Source organism: Marinococcus sp. LNSP9103-4, assembly GCF_056034345.1.
Genome location: NZ_JBQLIA010000007.1, coordinates 105,141 through 120,585, shown reverse-complemented (window position 1 = coordinate 120,585; position 15,445 = coordinate 105,141). Strand labels below are relative to the sequence as shown.

Genomic DNA, 15,445 nt, shown 5'->3' with positions numbered 1-15,445 from the left:
AAAAGCTCCTTTAGGATGTATTTAAGCAGGCTATTTCCTTTTCTGACTCTGATCAAACCTGGGAGTGCTGGTTGGCCCCTGCAGAATTAAGCTTTACTCCATTTGGATCGACAGTATCTTCAAAAGCAGGATGTGATATCCGGGCTGAATGAAGAGCATGACGGCCAGTGATAAGAGATTGTATGCCGGAAGAATAAGGATGAAGCAGCTGGTTTATTTCATGGTCAAGGCCTTCCGCAGTAGTTTCAATGTTGATGCTCTGGAGCCGGAAGGAACTGTCAATCTCGTCAACCGCCTCCTGATGTGTCTGAAGCTCTACCCGGAATGAATGACTGGTGGAAATAAACGTTCTTTTTTCTCCTCGCTGGATATGCAGTCCGGCCGTCTCAGCCTGCTGGCAAATAATCCCGAGCCGATGTTCATTTGTAAGGTAGCCGATATGGTCAAACATGATCCGCTTTCCCTGGCCGAATGTAATATTAACGGAGCCTCTGCGCATTTCAATAATACGGAATGTGATTGGTCTATTGCGGAAATCATCCCAATCCAGTGGAGGGTCAAAGGAATGATAGCTGCCTTTATATTTTCCAATACGCTGAGAGACGCGAAACCCCAGCCGGGCATAAAACGCTTCGGTTTGTTCTAAATAAGGGGTCCAGTGATGATAATGAAAAAGCATATGACAGCCTCCTATTTCCATTTCCTGCTATTGTACCAAAATCATCCAAAGGAAAAACCGGCCGTCATAATTTCGGTAAAAGAGGGTAGAGAAAAGTGAACGTATCACGATAAAAAGGAGTGTCTTCGATGACGGAGCCAGTATTTATTATTTCTACCGGGAGAAGCGGATCAACGGCTGTGTCCAACTGCATTCATCTTCATCCTAAACTTGTAAGCCTGTCTGAAACGATTCTTTCTGTTCATTATAATTTTGGGATCAGCGGTGAAGAATGGAGGGAATTCGATAAACAAACGCGGACAGGCAGTGAATTCTGGGCACTGCTTTCTCAAAAAGAGCCGGTGCGGCTGGCTCCGTACGAAAAGAAAGGGCTATACAATAAAGAAGTGCTTTATGAGAGAACAGAACATACGTTATTTAACGAGAAAACGGGCTTGCCTGCTATAGCATCCATCACCCTTCCTCACTTAACCGATGAACCGGATAAGCTGTATCAGGAGCTTGAAGAAATCGTGCCGGCGTTTCCGGAAGCTCCGCTTTCGGAGCAATACGGCCGGCTGTTTGCGTGGTTGCAGCAGCGATTTGATGGGGACACATGTGTGGAGCGTTCCGGATTTTCTACAGACGCAGTCGAACACTTAATAGACATGTTCCCGAATGCGAAATATGTTTTTTTATACCGGGATCCGCGGGAAATTGCGGTGGCTTTTAACCGTTTCCAGACGATGAAGATGGGAAAAGCTATTTTGAAGGCGATGGAAGAAACAGGGGCTGACCCCTCGGATCCGTCGACAGAGGCCGAAAAGCTTGGTTCCTACCGGTGGCTGCACCCCGATTATTTTGAGCTTGAACAACTGCACCAAATGGACATGCCATACAGGGAGCTTGGGTCCTGGATTTCGAGATCACTGCTGCACGCAGGCCGTGTGATCGGAGGTCTGCCGGAGGCTCAGCAGCACTGGCTTCGGTATGAAGACCTGCTGAAAACACCGGAAAAAGAGCTCGGGCGTCTGATTGCTTTTATAAATCCGCCGTCTGCGTCAAAAGAAACGAACGAACAATGGATAAACAAAAGCGCCGGCCACATCAACCACAAGCCGGATACTTGGCCGGACCTCCCGGAAGACAAAAGAACTGAGCTGATAGAAGCGGTTCAGCCTGCGCTTCGTTATTTAGGCTACGAGTAACCAGGTGTTTACAAATCAGCATAATCGGAAAGAGTATTTAAAACCAGTAACTCCAGACACGAATTAAAATACAGAAAGGCTGGTCTTAAAATAATGAAAGCAGTAACGATTCAAGGCAAAGAACACATGGAAGTCAAAGAAGTTGCAGACCCGAAAATTGAACGCAGCGATGACATGATTGTACGCATTACAGCCAGTGGTATTTGTGGATCGGACTTGCATTTATATAAAGGTGGTATTCCGACACCGGAGGACTATGTTGTCGGCCATGAGCCGATGGGAATCGTAGAAGAAGTCGGCCCTGATGTAAAAACGCTGAAAAAAGGGGACCGGGTTGTTATTCCATTTAACATTGGATGCGGGGAATGCTATTACTGCACCCATCAAATGGAAAGCCAGTGTGACAATTCCAACCCGCACGCCGAAATGGGCGGGCTGTTCGGCTTCTCTGAGGATTTCGGGAACTTCCCGGGCGGCCAGGCGGAGTATCTGCGCGTACCATATGCTGACTTTACCTCCTTTAAAGTACCGGAGGACAGCGAGCTGAAGGATGAAAGCGTATTGTTCCTTTCAGACGTCGTGCCGACTGCATTCTGGAGCATTGAAAACAGTGGAGCGACTTATGGGGATACAATCATTATTTTAGGCTGCGGGCCTATCGGGTTAATGGCCCAGAAGTTTGCATGGATGAAAGGGGCTTCCCGAGTCATAGCCGTCGATCAGGTGCCGCACCGTCTCGAGCATGCAAGAAGAACCAACAATGTGGAGACGTATAATTTCAGTGAAACAAAAGAAATAGGCAAACTGCTTCATGAAAACACAAAGGGCGGCGCAGATGTAGTCGTTGACTGTGTAGGTATGGACGGTACGGTGCCACCGGATACAACGTTCGGTTCCGAAAGCGACAACCAGTTTGGCACTATCAGCCCGATTGTGACAGCTTCCCAGTCTGTGAAGAAAAATGGAGTCGTGCAGCTGACAGGCGTTTACGGCACAGAAGCCAACAGTTTCCCAATTGGTGACTTCTTCACGAGAAACGTTGCGCTTACCATGGGCCAGGCACCGGTTATTCATATGATGCCAAGTCTCTACCGTATGATTGAAAACAAACTGTTTGATCCAACTGACATTATCACACACCCAATTCCATTGGAGGATGCAGCCGAAGGCTACCGCATCTTTGACGAAAAAGAAGATGGTAATATTAAAGTGATCCTGAAGCCATAAAATAATTCTAATATAATAAATGCGGACCCTCTAATCTTATTCAGGGTCCGCATTTATTATATTAAAAATAGAGAAATCAAAATAAAATGTTTCACGTGAAACACTGTATTTATGCATTTTTATAGTAAACAAGGTTATCTGTCCATGCGTCATTTTCGTAAATGAACTTCCGGCGCAGACATTCGTATTCCATTCCGGCTTTTTCTGCAAGAGAGATGGATGGGTGATTATCGACATTTATGTGAGCTTCTATTCGATGAAAATGCAGATCATCAAACGAAGCGCGTAGAACCTCCTGGACGGCTTCTTTGCCAAACCCTTGATTCCAGTACTGGTTATGAATCATATAGCCGAGCATTCCCCATTGAAACTCTTCCCGTATTAACGTAGTAATATCAGCATGTCCCAGATGCCTTCCGTCTTTATGAAAAATATCATACACATAGGTGTAGTCCTGCGCAGCCATTTCTTTTCGCTTTCGAATCATGTCCGTAAACTGTGTTTTGGTAAAGCGGTTGATTTTTGGACGACCGGGGTCGTATACATGCTGGGAGGTTTTTCTTTCCGAGAGGGCATGCTGGTAGTTATCAAAATCATTTGGCTGCAGGGGGCGTAGAATCAAACGCTCTGTCTGCCTGTTTTTTTGCGAAATGTTCATCATACACCTCCTGTATTCAATATATTAATATAATATAAATCTTGACTTTCACACATATTTTCAAATGAAAAAGCCCCGCCTCTTTGAGCAAAGAGAGGAGCTTAAGGATGCTGTGAAGTTAATGAATATGTTTGACGCGTCCTACCTGGCCGTCTTCGAGCCGGACTTTAATGCCGTGCGGATGGCTCGGGGAATTGGTCAGCAAATCCTTAACAATCCCCCGGGTCAGTGCGCCGCTCCGCTGATCTTTTTTCAATACGATATCGACTTCTGCTCCCGGGGTAACATCTTTACGCTTTGTGCCGTCCATAACATGTCCTTCCTTTCAAAGGTGATGCTTTATTATAGCAGACAAGCGAAAAGAGAAAACAATAAATTCTCTTTCCTGCATCGCTGCACCACCGGTTTAAATAAAAATGCCGAGCCATACGGCACTTAGCATGGCAACCAGCAAAAGGCTCTTTTCTATAGCTGATACGTGCTCGGGGTTGGAGTTATCCATTCGGCTGACAAGAATAAAAGATACAGCCATAAGTATAGCCAGCCCTGCTGCCGCCCACAGGCGGTCACTGCCGAGCCAAAAAATAGTAAGCCCCGAAATCACTAAATAACATACAGCAGGCATATGAGCGTAGGATGAACCAAATTTACGGGTGAACCAGACTACAGTAGTGCGCTTTTCGGGAGAGGCCTGCATATCCGCTTCCCGGTCCGGGATGTGGTGGACCATCACCCAGGCCAGACAGATCATGGCATTGATAAAGGCGTTCTGCCAGGCCCATTCCGGAATGTTTCCAAGCGCCAGCCATGCTCCTCCGAGACCGAGTAAAAATATGGATGGAAACAGGCTCAGCCATTCTCCGAGAAATGGCTTGTAGCTGAGGCTAAGCGGCGGAAGGGAATAAGAAGCCGCAGCCCAGATGCCTATAAGAAGAAGCACGCCTACTTTAAAGTAGCCAAAGATAAAACAAAGCACGGCGGCCACAATCAGTGCGATAGCGAGCCATTTTCCCACCAGCCATAATGATTTTAGCGACATGGCGTTGGTCTGTAGAACGCGGCTCCCGCCGGAAAGAATAGCAGGGCTGTGTTCATCCGTGCCTGAAAGATAGTCAGCATAATCATTAAAAGCATGAGTGAGAAGACCATGAATAAGAAAAGCGCCAATGGCCAGGAGAATAAAAATGGCTGTTAAATAAGAAGCAGGGAAAGACGAATATAAAAAAAGCGGCAGCATGGTAGAGATAATCGTAGCGATGCTTGAGGATATAACGGCAATGGCACGAACAAGCATCCACGCACTGCGCAGCGTTCCGGCGAACTGATTGGCCATCCACATCCTTCCTTTCTGGTTCCTGATGATTTCAATTTTTCTGGTACCAGTATCCCATTTTCTGGCGGTTTCGTACAGCCTCCAGAGGAGAAGAGGCGGCATAGGACAGTAAAAAAGGCGCTGTTCTATAAAAGAACAGCGCCTGCGGCTGCACCGCTGACAACGATTACCCACGGCGGAAGCTTCCAGAAAGCAAGCATCGTGAATAGAAAAGCAGCTAGTATAAAATCAAGGGAGGACGTAATGGATGAGGTCCAGATTGGATTATAAAAGGCAGCCAAAAGGATACCTACAACAGCAGCATTTACACCGGTCAACACGCCTTTCATATGAGTGTTTTTACGAAGCAGCGACCAAAACGGCAGCGCTCCGATAATTAAAAGGAAAGCCGGTAAAAAAATGCCTGCAGAAGCGACCAGTGCTCCCTGCCAGCCGGACAGGACCGTGCCCAGGTAAGAAGCAAAGGTGAATAAAGGTCCCGGTACGGCCTGGGCTGCCCCGTAGCCTGCAAGAAACGTCTCTTCACTCATCCATCCGGTCGGAACAAACTCCCGTTCCAGCAGAGGAAGCACAACGTGGCCGCCGCCGAATACAAGTGACCCGGCCCGGTAGAAGCTGTCAAACATAGCTACGAAGGTGGAGCCGGTCCATTCCCGCACAAGCGGAAGTAGAGCGAGCAGAACAAAAAAGAGTGTCAGGCAGAAAGCACCTGTTTTGCGCGAAACGGTTTCGATGACCTCCGTATTATCTGCCTCCTGGACCGAGCGGTACAGCACCCAGCCGGCTCCGCCTGCTGCCAGTATGACGAGTACCTGTGCAAGTGAGGTCTGCCATAAAAGGGTACCGCTCATGGCGAGCAGGGCGATGGTGCGCCGCTGAAGATCAGGCGTGAGCTTCTGGGCCATGCCCCATATCGCATGGGCAACAACTGCCACAGCGACAATTTTCAGCCCCTGGAGCCAGCCGGCATCGCTGACGTCGAGGCCCTCAAGTGCGAGGGCGAAGATCACTAAAGCAATAACGGAAGGAAGTGTGAACCCCAGAAAGGAAATAAACCCTCCAACGAGACCGCCGCGCACAATGCCTATTCCTATGCCGACCTGACTGCTGGCGGGGCCGGGGAGGAACTGACATAAGGCAACCAGGTCCGCATAGCTCTGCTCGTCGAGCCACTTTCTGCGCCGTACGTATTCTTCATGAAAATAGCCTAAATGGGCGATAGGACCGCCGAAAGAGGTCAGCCCCAGCCGGGTGGAAATCAAAAATATTTCCAGCCATTTTTGGCCCAATGTTTTTCCCATGGCGTTCTCTCCTGTCTTTACTTGATTTCTTTAAACAATTCATAAGCTTTTGCGCGGGCTTCCTGCAAAATGCCGGCCCCTTTATCTGTGGTGGTATAATATTTACGGATTTTTCCGTTCACGTTTTTATTTTCTTTGTGTAAAAGGCCGTCATTTTCCATAGCATGCAGAATAGGGTAAAGAGTGCCCGCACTCATTGAATAGCCGTGTTCCTGCAGTTCCTCAAGCATCCATTGCCCGTATACGGGATGCTCGGAGGCATGGTGCAGAATATGAATGTGAATGAAGCCTAAAAAAAGCTTGCGAAGCGTTTTATCTTCCATGATCGATCATCCTTTCGGATTCCGATATCGAAATCCGATATCGGAATAGTAACAATTAATTTTTATTATAGCAAGAGGGGAACACAAATTTGAAACCCTGCCGGAAAAATGAAAAACGGCTCCGCCAGCCAGCGGAGCCGTTTTAGATGCTTAAAGACTGTTCGTCTGTTCAAGTTCTGCTTCTACAATGTAACGATCAGGAGCACTGCCGATATAGTCAAAAGGATAGCAGGTGGTGAGCGTAAGGGTTGGCTCGTCTTTGTCGACAATGACAGAGCGGTCCTCTGCGTCCGTCACCCATGTTTTCTGCAGCCGGTAAACGTACTGGGTGTTTTCATACTCGACGATAAGAGAGTCCCCGTCTTCAAGTTCGTCAAGCCCGGTGAAAACCGTGTCCCGGTGACCGCTCAGCACCGTGTGGCGTGACTCGTCCGGAGTGGTTGTCCATTCACTGACATACATACCAACGCCCTGATCAAGCGATCTATCATCTGTACCCCAATAGACGGAATAAGAGTTGCCAAGCTCCGGAATTTTTAATTTGGCTACATTTTCACCTTTATCCCATTGCTCTATTTCATCGCTCATCACCGCCGAATCTCTGCTGTTGTCGGAGGAATCTTCGTTAGGTATAGTGTCTGTGTTGTTTCCTTCAGGAAGCGTATAGGCTCCTGGTTCCCCAGCAGCTTCCACGCTGGAGGAATCATCCTGCTCTTCGGAGTTATTATCGTCCGGGGCTTCCGCTGATTCATTCGCAGAATCAGTGATAACGTCTTCTTCGTTGGTGGAAATTTTATCTACGCCTGCTCTGGCATCAAACCACTGGTATCCGAAATATCCGGTAATACTCAGCCCTATAATAATCATTGCAATAAATACTTTTTCCATATAGGCTCACTCCAGTAAAAGGACGTAACAGACTGCAATAGGCACTACTATTATTTCCATAATACATGGTCCGTGGAGAAAAAAACAACCTTCACCCAAGAGGTGAAGGCTGCGCGCTCGAAAGGTTATTATGCCTGCTGGCGGCGTCTTGTCCAAAGCAAAGCTCCGCCGGCCAGGCCTGCAAGGGCTAGGCCTCCAGCCATATAGGCCGGATCGGTGCTTGCTGTTTCAGGCATTTCTCCGCCTTCAGCACCTTCTTCCATTGAAGCACCATCCTCAGACATGCCTTCTTCAGGCATCTCTTCCATGCCGTTCATTCCGTCCATGCCTTCCATTTCATCCATCGGTACAGCTTCATTCATGACTTCCTCCGGCACAGTAATATCACCGACGCTGTTGAAGTTGGAATAGGTGGAATCAGCTGTCAGATTCATGTCTGTTGTGATTTCTTCCATCTCATAGGAAGCATCCAGATTAATGGTGCTCGCTGTCATGTAATGCGTTTCTTTATCTACGGTCAAACTCATGGATACGTCCTGAATATTAATCATACTCCAGGTCTCTTCCATCATTTCCTCATCAGCCATGCCGCTGCCCATATCCGACTGCATCATTTTACTGGCTGCTTCTTCTATCTCTTCACCGCTTCCTTCGTATGTGAGCACGTAGGAGTTCTCGGTCTCTTCTACGTCCATCTCGTCAGCAAAGGACTCTGAAGCTCCCATATGCATGCCTGGATTTGTGGTCATCTCTTCCATGCCACCCATCATGTCTCCGGGCATCATTGTCCAGCTGCCATCCGGCATTTCTACGTAGTAACCGTCTTCTGTCCAGTACATTTCTGTGGACACTTCTTCACCGCTGACCGGATCGACCGTATTAGTTGTCTGGTGGAGAGCGAAAGGGTCCATCGTAATACCCTGTTCCGATGTGGAGCTGTTTGTTATTGTTTCCCCTTCGCCAGCGGCATTTGTAATTTCCTGTGAAATTTCGGTGGTGGCAGAGTAGCTGTCGAGCTCAGCCATAGTTTCATTTGACTGCTGCAGAACGTCCCCTGCATTCATCTCTTCTGCCTGGGCGGGTGTTGCGATTACACCGAGAGCTAAAAAACCGGCGCTGCTTCCTGTTATCCATTTTTTCATCATTATTCGTCCCTTCTTTTCTTTCATGTATTCGGCAAAAGCTTATGTGGTAAACCACTGGCTTCTGGTATTCTATGGTAATTTTACCTTATAAATGTCGGAAATAAACGCATTTTTTAAAAATATGTGAAAAAATATGTGAAAAAAAGCCCATACAGCCATATTTTATATAGACTTCGGGCTTAAAAAAACGGCGGGAGCTTAAGCATGCCGGGCACGTGGGAAATATCTGCTTTTTTTCGCCCGGCGGCTATTTTTTACATGAAGAAGAATAAGCCCGGAAATGACCAAAATTAAGCCGGCAGCCTTCATCCATCCAAATGATTCCTGAAAAAGCAAAATGCCTGCTACGGCTGTTAAGGCAGTGCCAAGACCTGCCCATACAGCATAAGCAACAGATAACGGGATCGATTTTAAAGCGAGGCTCAGGAAGAAAAAAGCCGCGATAAATGCTATAAATACGGCCAGAGAGGGAATAAGGTTGGTAAAACCTTCGGAAAGCTTCAAAGATGTAGAAGCAATAACCTCAAATAAAATCGCAGCAAATAATAAAAGAACAGCACGCATACATTATTCCTTCCTTTCATCCTAAATTCATTAAAAGAATACCAATTACCAGACAGACAATACCTAAAGTATTCGTTTGATTCATCTTTTCCTTGAAGTAAAAAACGCCGATGCAGGTAGTCAAAATGGTGCCAAGGCCGCTCCATGTAGCATAAACGACACCGAGCGGAAGAGTTTGAAGAACGAGAGCGAGCAGGTAAAAAGCAATACCCATGCCGGCTGCAAAGCCAATAGACGGAAGCAGCCTGGTAAAACCATACGAAAGCTTGAGCATGGAAGAAGCGAATACTTCGCATACGACAGAGATAATAATGAGCACATAAACCATTACATTTCTCCTTCGTCAAAGCGTCTCAAAAGGTTTTGAAGCAGACGCTCAGCCTGCGCAAGGGGCATGGTATTAATTTCAAAAATATGTGAAAACCAGATGCCGTCACTTAACAGCCGGATCATCGAGGCTTCATCAGCTTGAAAAGCATCGTAAGCAAAAAGTGCCTGCCAGCGTTCATTGTATTCCTTCCAAAGATCGAGCACCTCTTTGTAATCAGCAAGGGTGGCAAGCAGACTCGCATTTATTAAAAAATTGCTTCCCGATCGAAGCTCTTCGAGCGTTGCTTCCGCATAAGCTTTAATATAGCTTCCGCCAGAGCTTTGTTTTTCTTCAATTAATTCATGAAACCGGGCAAGCGCGTAAGCATTCATTTCGTATACGAGCCGTTCTTTATTTGGAAAATGATAAAGCAGACCGCCTTTACTCACTTCCGCTTCATCTGCCACAGCGCGCAGAGTTAGGCGGTTAAAGCCATCCCTGCGAATGATGCGGGCGGCAGCATGCATAATCTCTACTCGTTTACTCATTTTTGATTCTCCTTTAGTAGTTAACAGTCTGGACGGTACAGTAAAAAGTGTACCAGAGGAACGGATAAAAGGCGAAGAAGACCGCCTATCCATAACTGGTGCAAGGATCTGTATAAAAAAGATGGAGCCGCGGAGCGCTTAGGCGCAGACTGGGGCCTGAATGGTGGGAGGAGGCCGTGGTGTTTAGCCAACTTTTTGTTAATTTAACCATTTTAGTGACATTCCTTTTTTTTTATTACCAGGTGTTCCGGGAGCATTCCTTTTCACGTGTAACCTCCATTCCAATGAGGATGTTTACCGGCGTATTGTTTGGCGTGCTCGGCATGGTGTTAATCGGATTTGGAATCAGGGTTAACGAATATACCCTGCTCGACCTGCGTCATATTCCAATTATGGTTAGTGCTTTATTTGGTGGATGGTTGCCTGCAGTAACAGCTGCGGTCATTATTTCCTTTTCCCGTCTTGCAATCGGTGGAGGGGTGATTGTTTTGTATCCGCTCAGCATGATTATTTTCAGCACGGCGGTGTCTATTTTTATCGCCCGGATGGTACGGAATCCGTGGCTTGCAGCATTCTATATGCTTCTATGCTCCAACATTTACTTTCTCATTATTATGATATACCAGCTGAATACTGTGAATCTTTACATGGAAGTGGTGCTCAGCTATTGGTTTGTGTCGTTTGCCGGAGCGTTTGCAGCAGTATATATGGTAAAGCGGCTGACTTATTCCAATCAGCTGCTTCATAAGTACCGGGCAGAGTCTTTAAAAGACCCACTTACGGGGCTTGATAATCCGAGAAGCTTTGCGTATTCGTTAACAAAAAAACTCGAACAGGCTTCAAAAATGAAGCAGGCAGTCTCATTGCTCATTATCGATATCGATCATTTTAAAGACATTAATGACCGTTACGGCCATGCAGCTGGAGATGATATTTTAAGGCAGCTTGGCACCGTGCTTCTTGAAATGGTCCGGCCGGAGGATTCTGTGTACCGCAAAGGCGGAGAAGAATTTACGGTTATATTGTCCAATTGTGCAGCGTCCAAAGCAGTCGATATCGCTGAACGAATAAGAGAGCGGGTGGAAAAATATCCTTTCCTCACGGATCATCAGACATTGTATATTACTGTGTCGACCGGGGTTTCAATATTTCCTGAGACAGCTGTAGAGGAAAGAGAGCTGTTTAAGCAGGCAGACGACGCTTTGTATCAGGCAAAAAACCAGGGTCGTAATCAGACATGCATGTACTCGAAAAAAGACCTTATAAAATAGGTCTTTTTTATTGTTTGTAAATAATTGAGTCTTTTTTATAAATATGTATTCGGAAAAGTGTTTTTAAAACAGTTTATTGGGTATAAAGTATTAATGATATATAATAAAAAAGAACTAGAGAGGTATTCGCCATGCAAAAAACAAAAAATAACGATCAGGTATTAGACACGTCCCAGGTTTTACGTGCGCTGGAACAGTCGCTCGCTATCATTGAGTTCGATCTCAATGGACGGGTGCTGTGGGCAAACCACAATTTTGCTGCAGTGATGGAGTACCATGAAGAAGATATGGCAGGAATGCATCACCGGCAGTTCTGCACCCCGGATTTTGCCTCAAGCCGGAATTATGAAAGATTTTGGCAGGATCTTCGCGCGGGAAAATCCTTTCAGGATAAAATACAGCGGATGACGCGAAGCGGTAAGCTGGTAAGGCTTGAAGCTACGTACATGCCGGTGCTTGATGACGCGGGGAATGTCCATGCGGTGTTGAAAGCAGCGACAGATATTACCCTCCGGGAAGATGAAATGACAAAGGTGTCAGATTCTGTGCAGAACATGTCTGAGGAGCTGTTAAAGAGGGCGGAGGACGGCATGACAAAAAGTCGTGAGATTACTGAAAACTCCCGGCAGGTAGTGCAGGAGGCGAATAACAATCTTGCAATTCTGGAGTCATTGGAGCAGCAGGCGGATTCTATCAGGGGGATCGTAAAAACGATCCGCGAAATTGCTGACCAAACGAATATGCTAGCTTTAAACGCAGCGATTGAGGCTGCAAGAGCCGGGGAGCACGGCCGGGGATTTACGGTAGTGGCAGATGAAGTACGGAAGCTGGCGACTAGAGCCCATTCCTCTATCCAGGAGGTAAACAGTCACGTCGAGGGGATCACTGGGGAAGTAAGTAAGATCAGTGAGGGCACGATCCGTTCCCAAAAAGGAATGGAAAACAGCCAGGAGCATATTAGGGAGGCTGTAAAAGAATTCGAACATATTGGCGCAGCAGCGAGAGGCCTCGAAGAAAGAGCAAAGCAATTCCGACATATCTTATAAAAGGCAGCGGACAAACATCCCTGCTTTTTTATTTGCAAAAAAATGCATGTAAAACTTTAGAATCAGTTCAAATGAACTACATATAATGTGTGTCATGCTATAATAAATACATTTCCAATTAATTGTATTAAACATTGTAGTAAAGGAGAGAGCACATATGGCGGTACGACCTGAATTACTTATGCGTCTTCGTATCGAACAGCCCATTATTCAAGCCGGAATGGCCGGCGGGGTCACCACTCCGGAATTAGTAGCAGAAGTCACAAAAGCAGGTGGGCTTGGGACTATAGGAGCCGGATATATGACTGCAGAGAACCTTCGCTCTGCTGTTCAGCTTGTGAAAAAGCAGACGTCGGGCCCGTTTGCGGTAAATGTTTTCGTGCCGGAAACTCCGGAAGTGATCGCTGAAGATGTTCAGGCAGCCAATGAAAAGCTCTCCCTGATTCATAAAGAATTAAAATCGGAGCCTCAAGCAATGCCTGAAAAGCTGTCTTCTTTCTTTGAAGAACAGCTCGAAATTATTATAGAAGAAGAAATTGCGGTTTGCAGTTTTACCTTCGGCATTCCTCCTGCTGCACAGATTGAGCGGTTGAAGGCCCACGGCGTCTTTTTGATCGGTACTGCCACCACAGTTGAAGAAGCCGTTCAAAATGAACAGGCAGGGATGGATGCGGTCGTGGCCCAGGGAAGTGAAGCCGGCGGGCACCGTGGGACCTTTGCAGAATCCTTTGGGAAGGCGATGATCGGAACAATGGCCTTAGTGCCTCAGGTGGTGGACGGGGTCAACATTCCTGTAATTGCAGCTGGGGGAATTATGGATGGACGCGGTATTTTGGCTGCGCATGCCCTCGGTGCGGGAGCAGTGCAGATGGGCACTGCTTTTTTAACAAGCAGGGAAAGCGGCGCCCCGCAGGCCCATCAGGACGCGGTATTAATGAGTAAGGAAACGGACACCGCTGTTACTTCCATATTCAGCGGCAAGCCGGCTAGAGGAATTACGAATAAAATGATGATATGGATGGAGGCGCTTGAGCACAATTGGCCGCCGTACCCCATTCAAAATATGCTAACACAGCCGATTCGAAAAGAAGCGGCCAGACAAAACGAGCCTGCATTTATGTCTCTCTGGAGCGGTCAGGGCACACGTCTGAGCGTACAGGAGCCGGCAGGTGCCATGATTAAGCGTCTCATGGAAGAGGCGGAGGAAACATGGGAAAGCCTTTAGAAACACCCCGTATGTTCTGTTTGTTAAAATGAAAACATCATAAAAACAAAGGAGCAGAACGAATGGCGTTATCGAAGGATTACAACGAGAGACTCGCCGGGGAAAAAGAAGGACTAACGTACCGCGACCCTGTTGGTGAATTGATTCGGGAGCACGAAAAAAAGGGTGGCTTTGACAATCTGCCGGGACGCGGCAGGCCGCTGACAAAGGAGTATCTGCAAAGCGACACCTTTGACACTCTTTTAAAGCGAAACGGATTTGTGCCTTCGTGGGTCCGGCTGCAGCGGGAAATCCGGGAGGATCTCGGGCGGGTGCTGAAGCAGCAGACGGATGAAGCAATTTCTGATCGCCGTATAAAAAAAGAAATCGGTAAAATCAATAAAAAAGTCCGCCGGTACAATCAGCTTTGTCCAGCACCAAGTCTGCAAAGGCGTTTAATAGAGAAAGAAAGCCTGCACAGCCAGTATGAGCGGTGGCGTTAAAAGTTGCTGAAAAAGCGCTTGTAAGTTCCACGTGAAACGTCGAATTGATTATAGTTTTCTGTGCTTTCAGTCTCCGTCTGCTGGCGGAGACTTTTTAGTTGCTCCAAAGCTTAAAGCATTTAAAACTCTGAAGCCTCTCTCATTAAAAAGAGGAAAAGAAGGTTATTGTTATACTCGAGAGGGTAAAACGGGAAAGAGTTCTTAAATATTTAAGGTTCCAGGTTATTGGTCGTGAACAGACGGAAGGAGTCAATGCTTTATTACCGCTACGCTATCAATTGTTGCATTTATACTTTCTGCCGCAGTTTCAGTGTTTTCAGCTGTGAAATTGTCAGGCTATGCAGATATTATCAGCAGAAATACGAAGATTGGCGGGCTGCTGGCGGGCACTATTCTGCTTGCCGTTGCTACCTCTCTTCCTGAATTAACCGCAACCATCTCGGCAAGTGTGATCGGCAATGCCGATATTGCTGTAGGCAATGGACTTGGAAGTATTATTTTTAATATTTTCTTTTTGTTTTTGCTGGATATTTACTTCCGGAACAAACGGTTGTTTCTTAAAGTATCAGACGACCATCTCTATACGGCTGTTATTGCTCTTCTGCTCTGTGTGGTCACAGCTGGCGGGCTGATACTTCATTACCCGCTCTCCTTTTTTGGGGTAAGTGTGATCAGTCTGCTGGTTGTTGCTATTTACACCGGCGGGATGCTTTATATATCTAAAAAGCAGAACGACACTGCAGATGAGGGCAAACAAGCTTCGCCGGACCAGAATGTAAATATCCGGCGCACTGTTATTAAATTTATCACATTTGCTGCGATCATCTTTGTATCCGGAAGTGCCCTTTCTATATCCGGGGACCTGATGTCGAGCACTACAGGTATCAGCGCTACGGCAGTCGGCAGTATTCTTGTCGCAACCGCTACTTCCCTCCCTGACGCCGTCAGCGTATTTGTAGCACTTCGGCTGGCTAATGTGAATATGGCGATCGGCACGATTCTTGGAAGTAATATCTTCAATGTGCTTGTGACAGCCATCGGTGACGTATTTTACCGTGGGGGCAGCATATGGGTAGATACGAGCAACCAGACAACAGTGGTCGCTGTAGCCGGATTTGTGCTCACGGCTCTTGTAATGATTATAGTGAAAAGGGACCGGACCAAAAATGCGTTCACCTACATGATGCCGTCGCTTGTAGTCGTGATCGGCTATATGGTTATGATTGCTTCGATTTTATTTTATAACGGAAGCACGTAA

Annotated in this window: 18 protein-coding genes; 7 read left to right on the top strand and 11 right to left on the bottom strand. The window is 46.8% G+C overall.

What is annotated here, in order from left to right; genetic code table 11:
• Positions 1 to 52: 52 nt before the first annotated feature.
• On the bottom strand, positions 53 to 679 hold the full coding sequence (locus ACTRXG_RS07280; protein ID WP_474284472.1) for a hypothetical protein: 627 nt from the start codon (positions 677 to 679) through the stop codon (positions 53 to 55).
• Between the two features lie 128 nt (positions 680 to 807).
• Between ACTRXG_RS07280 and ACTRXG_RS07275 the strand changes: the two genes are divergently transcribed.
• Positions 808 to 1,866 (top strand): sulfotransferase, encoded by a 1,059-nt coding sequence (locus tag ACTRXG_RS07275; RefSeq protein WP_474284471.1) that lies wholly within the window; start codon positions 808 to 810, stop codon positions 1,864 to 1,866.
• A gap of 93 nt (positions 1,867 to 1,959) precedes the next feature.
• A complete protein-coding gene (locus ACTRXG_RS07270) occupies positions 1,960 to 3,093 on the top strand; it encodes an alcohol dehydrogenase catalytic domain-containing protein (RefSeq protein WP_322525400.1) in 1,134 nt (377 codons plus the stop codon).
• A 109-nt stretch (positions 3,094 to 3,202) separates the two neighbouring features.
• Here ACTRXG_RS07270 and ACTRXG_RS07265 read toward each other — a convergent pair whose 3' ends face one another.
• From ACTRXG_RS07265 to ACTRXG_RS07220, 10 genes are all read right to left on the bottom strand, one after another.
• The gene (locus ACTRXG_RS07265) at positions 3,203 to 3,751 is read right to left on the bottom strand and encodes a GNAT family N-acetyltransferase (RefSeq protein WP_474284470.1); all 549 of its coding nucleotides are present in this window, start codon (positions 3,749 to 3,751) and stop codon (positions 3,203 to 3,205) included.
• Between the two features lie 118 nt (positions 3,752 to 3,869).
• Positions 3,870 to 4,061, bottom strand: coding sequence for a YwbE family protein (locus tag ACTRXG_RS07260; protein WP_462865915.1), 192 nt, complete (start codon positions 4,059 to 4,061; stop codon positions 3,870 to 3,872).
• 96 nt (positions 4,062 to 4,157) lie between these two features.
• Positions 4,158 to 5,084 carry a prenyltransferase gene (locus ACTRXG_RS07255; RefSeq protein WP_474284469.1) on the bottom strand — a complete coding sequence of 309 codons (927 nt, stop codon included), beginning with the start codon at positions 5,082 to 5,084 and terminating at the stop codon, positions 4,158 to 4,160.
• A 125-nt stretch (positions 5,085 to 5,209) separates the two neighbouring features.
• Complete coding sequence (chrA, locus tag ACTRXG_RS07250; protein ID WP_474284468.1) at positions 5,210 to 6,385, bottom strand: chromate efflux transporter; 1,176 nt, start codon at positions 6,383 to 6,385, stop codon at positions 5,210 to 5,212.
• 17 nt (positions 6,386 to 6,402) lie between these two features.
• On the bottom strand, positions 6,403 to 6,708 hold the full coding sequence (locus tag ACTRXG_RS07245; protein ID WP_091615351.1) for a PadR family transcriptional regulator: 306 nt from the start codon (positions 6,706 to 6,708) through the stop codon (positions 6,403 to 6,405).
• Positions 6,709 to 6,858: 150 nt separating this feature from the next.
• The gene (locus ACTRXG_RS07240) at positions 6,859 to 7,596 is read right to left on the bottom strand and encodes a class D sortase (RefSeq protein WP_474284467.1); all 738 of its coding nucleotides are present in this window, start codon (positions 7,594 to 7,596) and stop codon (positions 6,859 to 6,861) included.
• Between the two features lie 128 nt (positions 7,597 to 7,724).
• Positions 7,725 to 8,741 carry a DUF6612 family protein gene (locus ACTRXG_RS07235; RefSeq protein WP_474284466.1) on the bottom strand — a complete coding sequence of 339 codons (1,017 nt, stop codon included), beginning with the start codon at positions 8,739 to 8,741 and terminating at the stop codon, positions 7,725 to 7,727.
• A gap of 198 nt (positions 8,742 to 8,939) precedes the next feature.
• Positions 8,940 to 9,305, bottom strand: coding sequence for a DMT family transporter (locus ACTRXG_RS07230; RefSeq protein ID WP_474277763.1), 366 nt, complete (start codon positions 9,303 to 9,305; stop codon positions 8,940 to 8,942).
• Positions 9,306 to 9,321: 16 nt separating this feature from the next.
• Positions 9,322 to 9,633: a DMT family transporter gene (locus ACTRXG_RS07225; protein WP_474284465.1), complete on the bottom strand. Its 312-nt coding sequence runs from the start codon at positions 9,631 to 9,633 to the stop codon at positions 9,322 to 9,324.
• A complete protein-coding gene (locus ACTRXG_RS07220) occupies positions 9,633 to 10,163 on the bottom strand; it encodes a TetR/AcrR family transcriptional regulator (protein WP_474284464.1) in 531 nt (176 codons plus the stop codon). Before ACTRXG_RS07220 ends, ACTRXG_RS07225 begins: the two co-directional genes overlap by 1 nt.
• Positions 10,164 to 10,342: 179 nt before the next feature.
• Between ACTRXG_RS07220 and ACTRXG_RS07215 the strand changes: the two genes are divergently transcribed.
• From ACTRXG_RS07215 to ACTRXG_RS07195, 5 genes are all read left to right on the top strand, one after another.
• Positions 10,343 to 11,434, top strand: a complete 1,092-nt coding sequence (locus tag ACTRXG_RS07215; RefSeq protein ID WP_474277767.1) for a GGDEF domain-containing protein — start codon at positions 10,343 to 10,345, stop codon at positions 11,432 to 11,434.
• Positions 11,435 to 11,565: 131 nt separating this feature from the next.
• The gene (locus ACTRXG_RS07210; protein WP_474277769.1) at positions 11,566 to 12,480 is read left to right on the top strand and encodes a methyl-accepting chemotaxis protein; all 915 of its coding nucleotides are present in this window, start codon (positions 11,566 to 11,568) and stop codon (positions 12,478 to 12,480) included.
• Positions 12,481 to 12,637: 157 nt separating this feature from the next.
• Entirely contained in the window at positions 12,638 to 13,705 is a 1,068-nt protein-coding gene (locus tag ACTRXG_RS07205) for an NAD(P)H-dependent flavin oxidoreductase (RefSeq protein ID WP_474284463.1), read from the top strand.
• Between the two features lie 62 nt (positions 13,706 to 13,767).
• On the top strand, positions 13,768 to 14,187 hold the full coding sequence (locus tag ACTRXG_RS07200; protein ID WP_474284462.1) for a DnaJ family domain-containing protein: 420 nt from the start codon (positions 13,768 to 13,770) through the stop codon (positions 14,185 to 14,187).
• 259 nt (positions 14,188 to 14,446) lie between these two features.
• Complete coding sequence (locus ACTRXG_RS07195) at positions 14,447 to 15,445, top strand: sodium:calcium antiporter (protein ID WP_474284487.1); 999 nt, start codon at positions 14,447 to 14,449, stop codon at positions 15,443 to 15,445.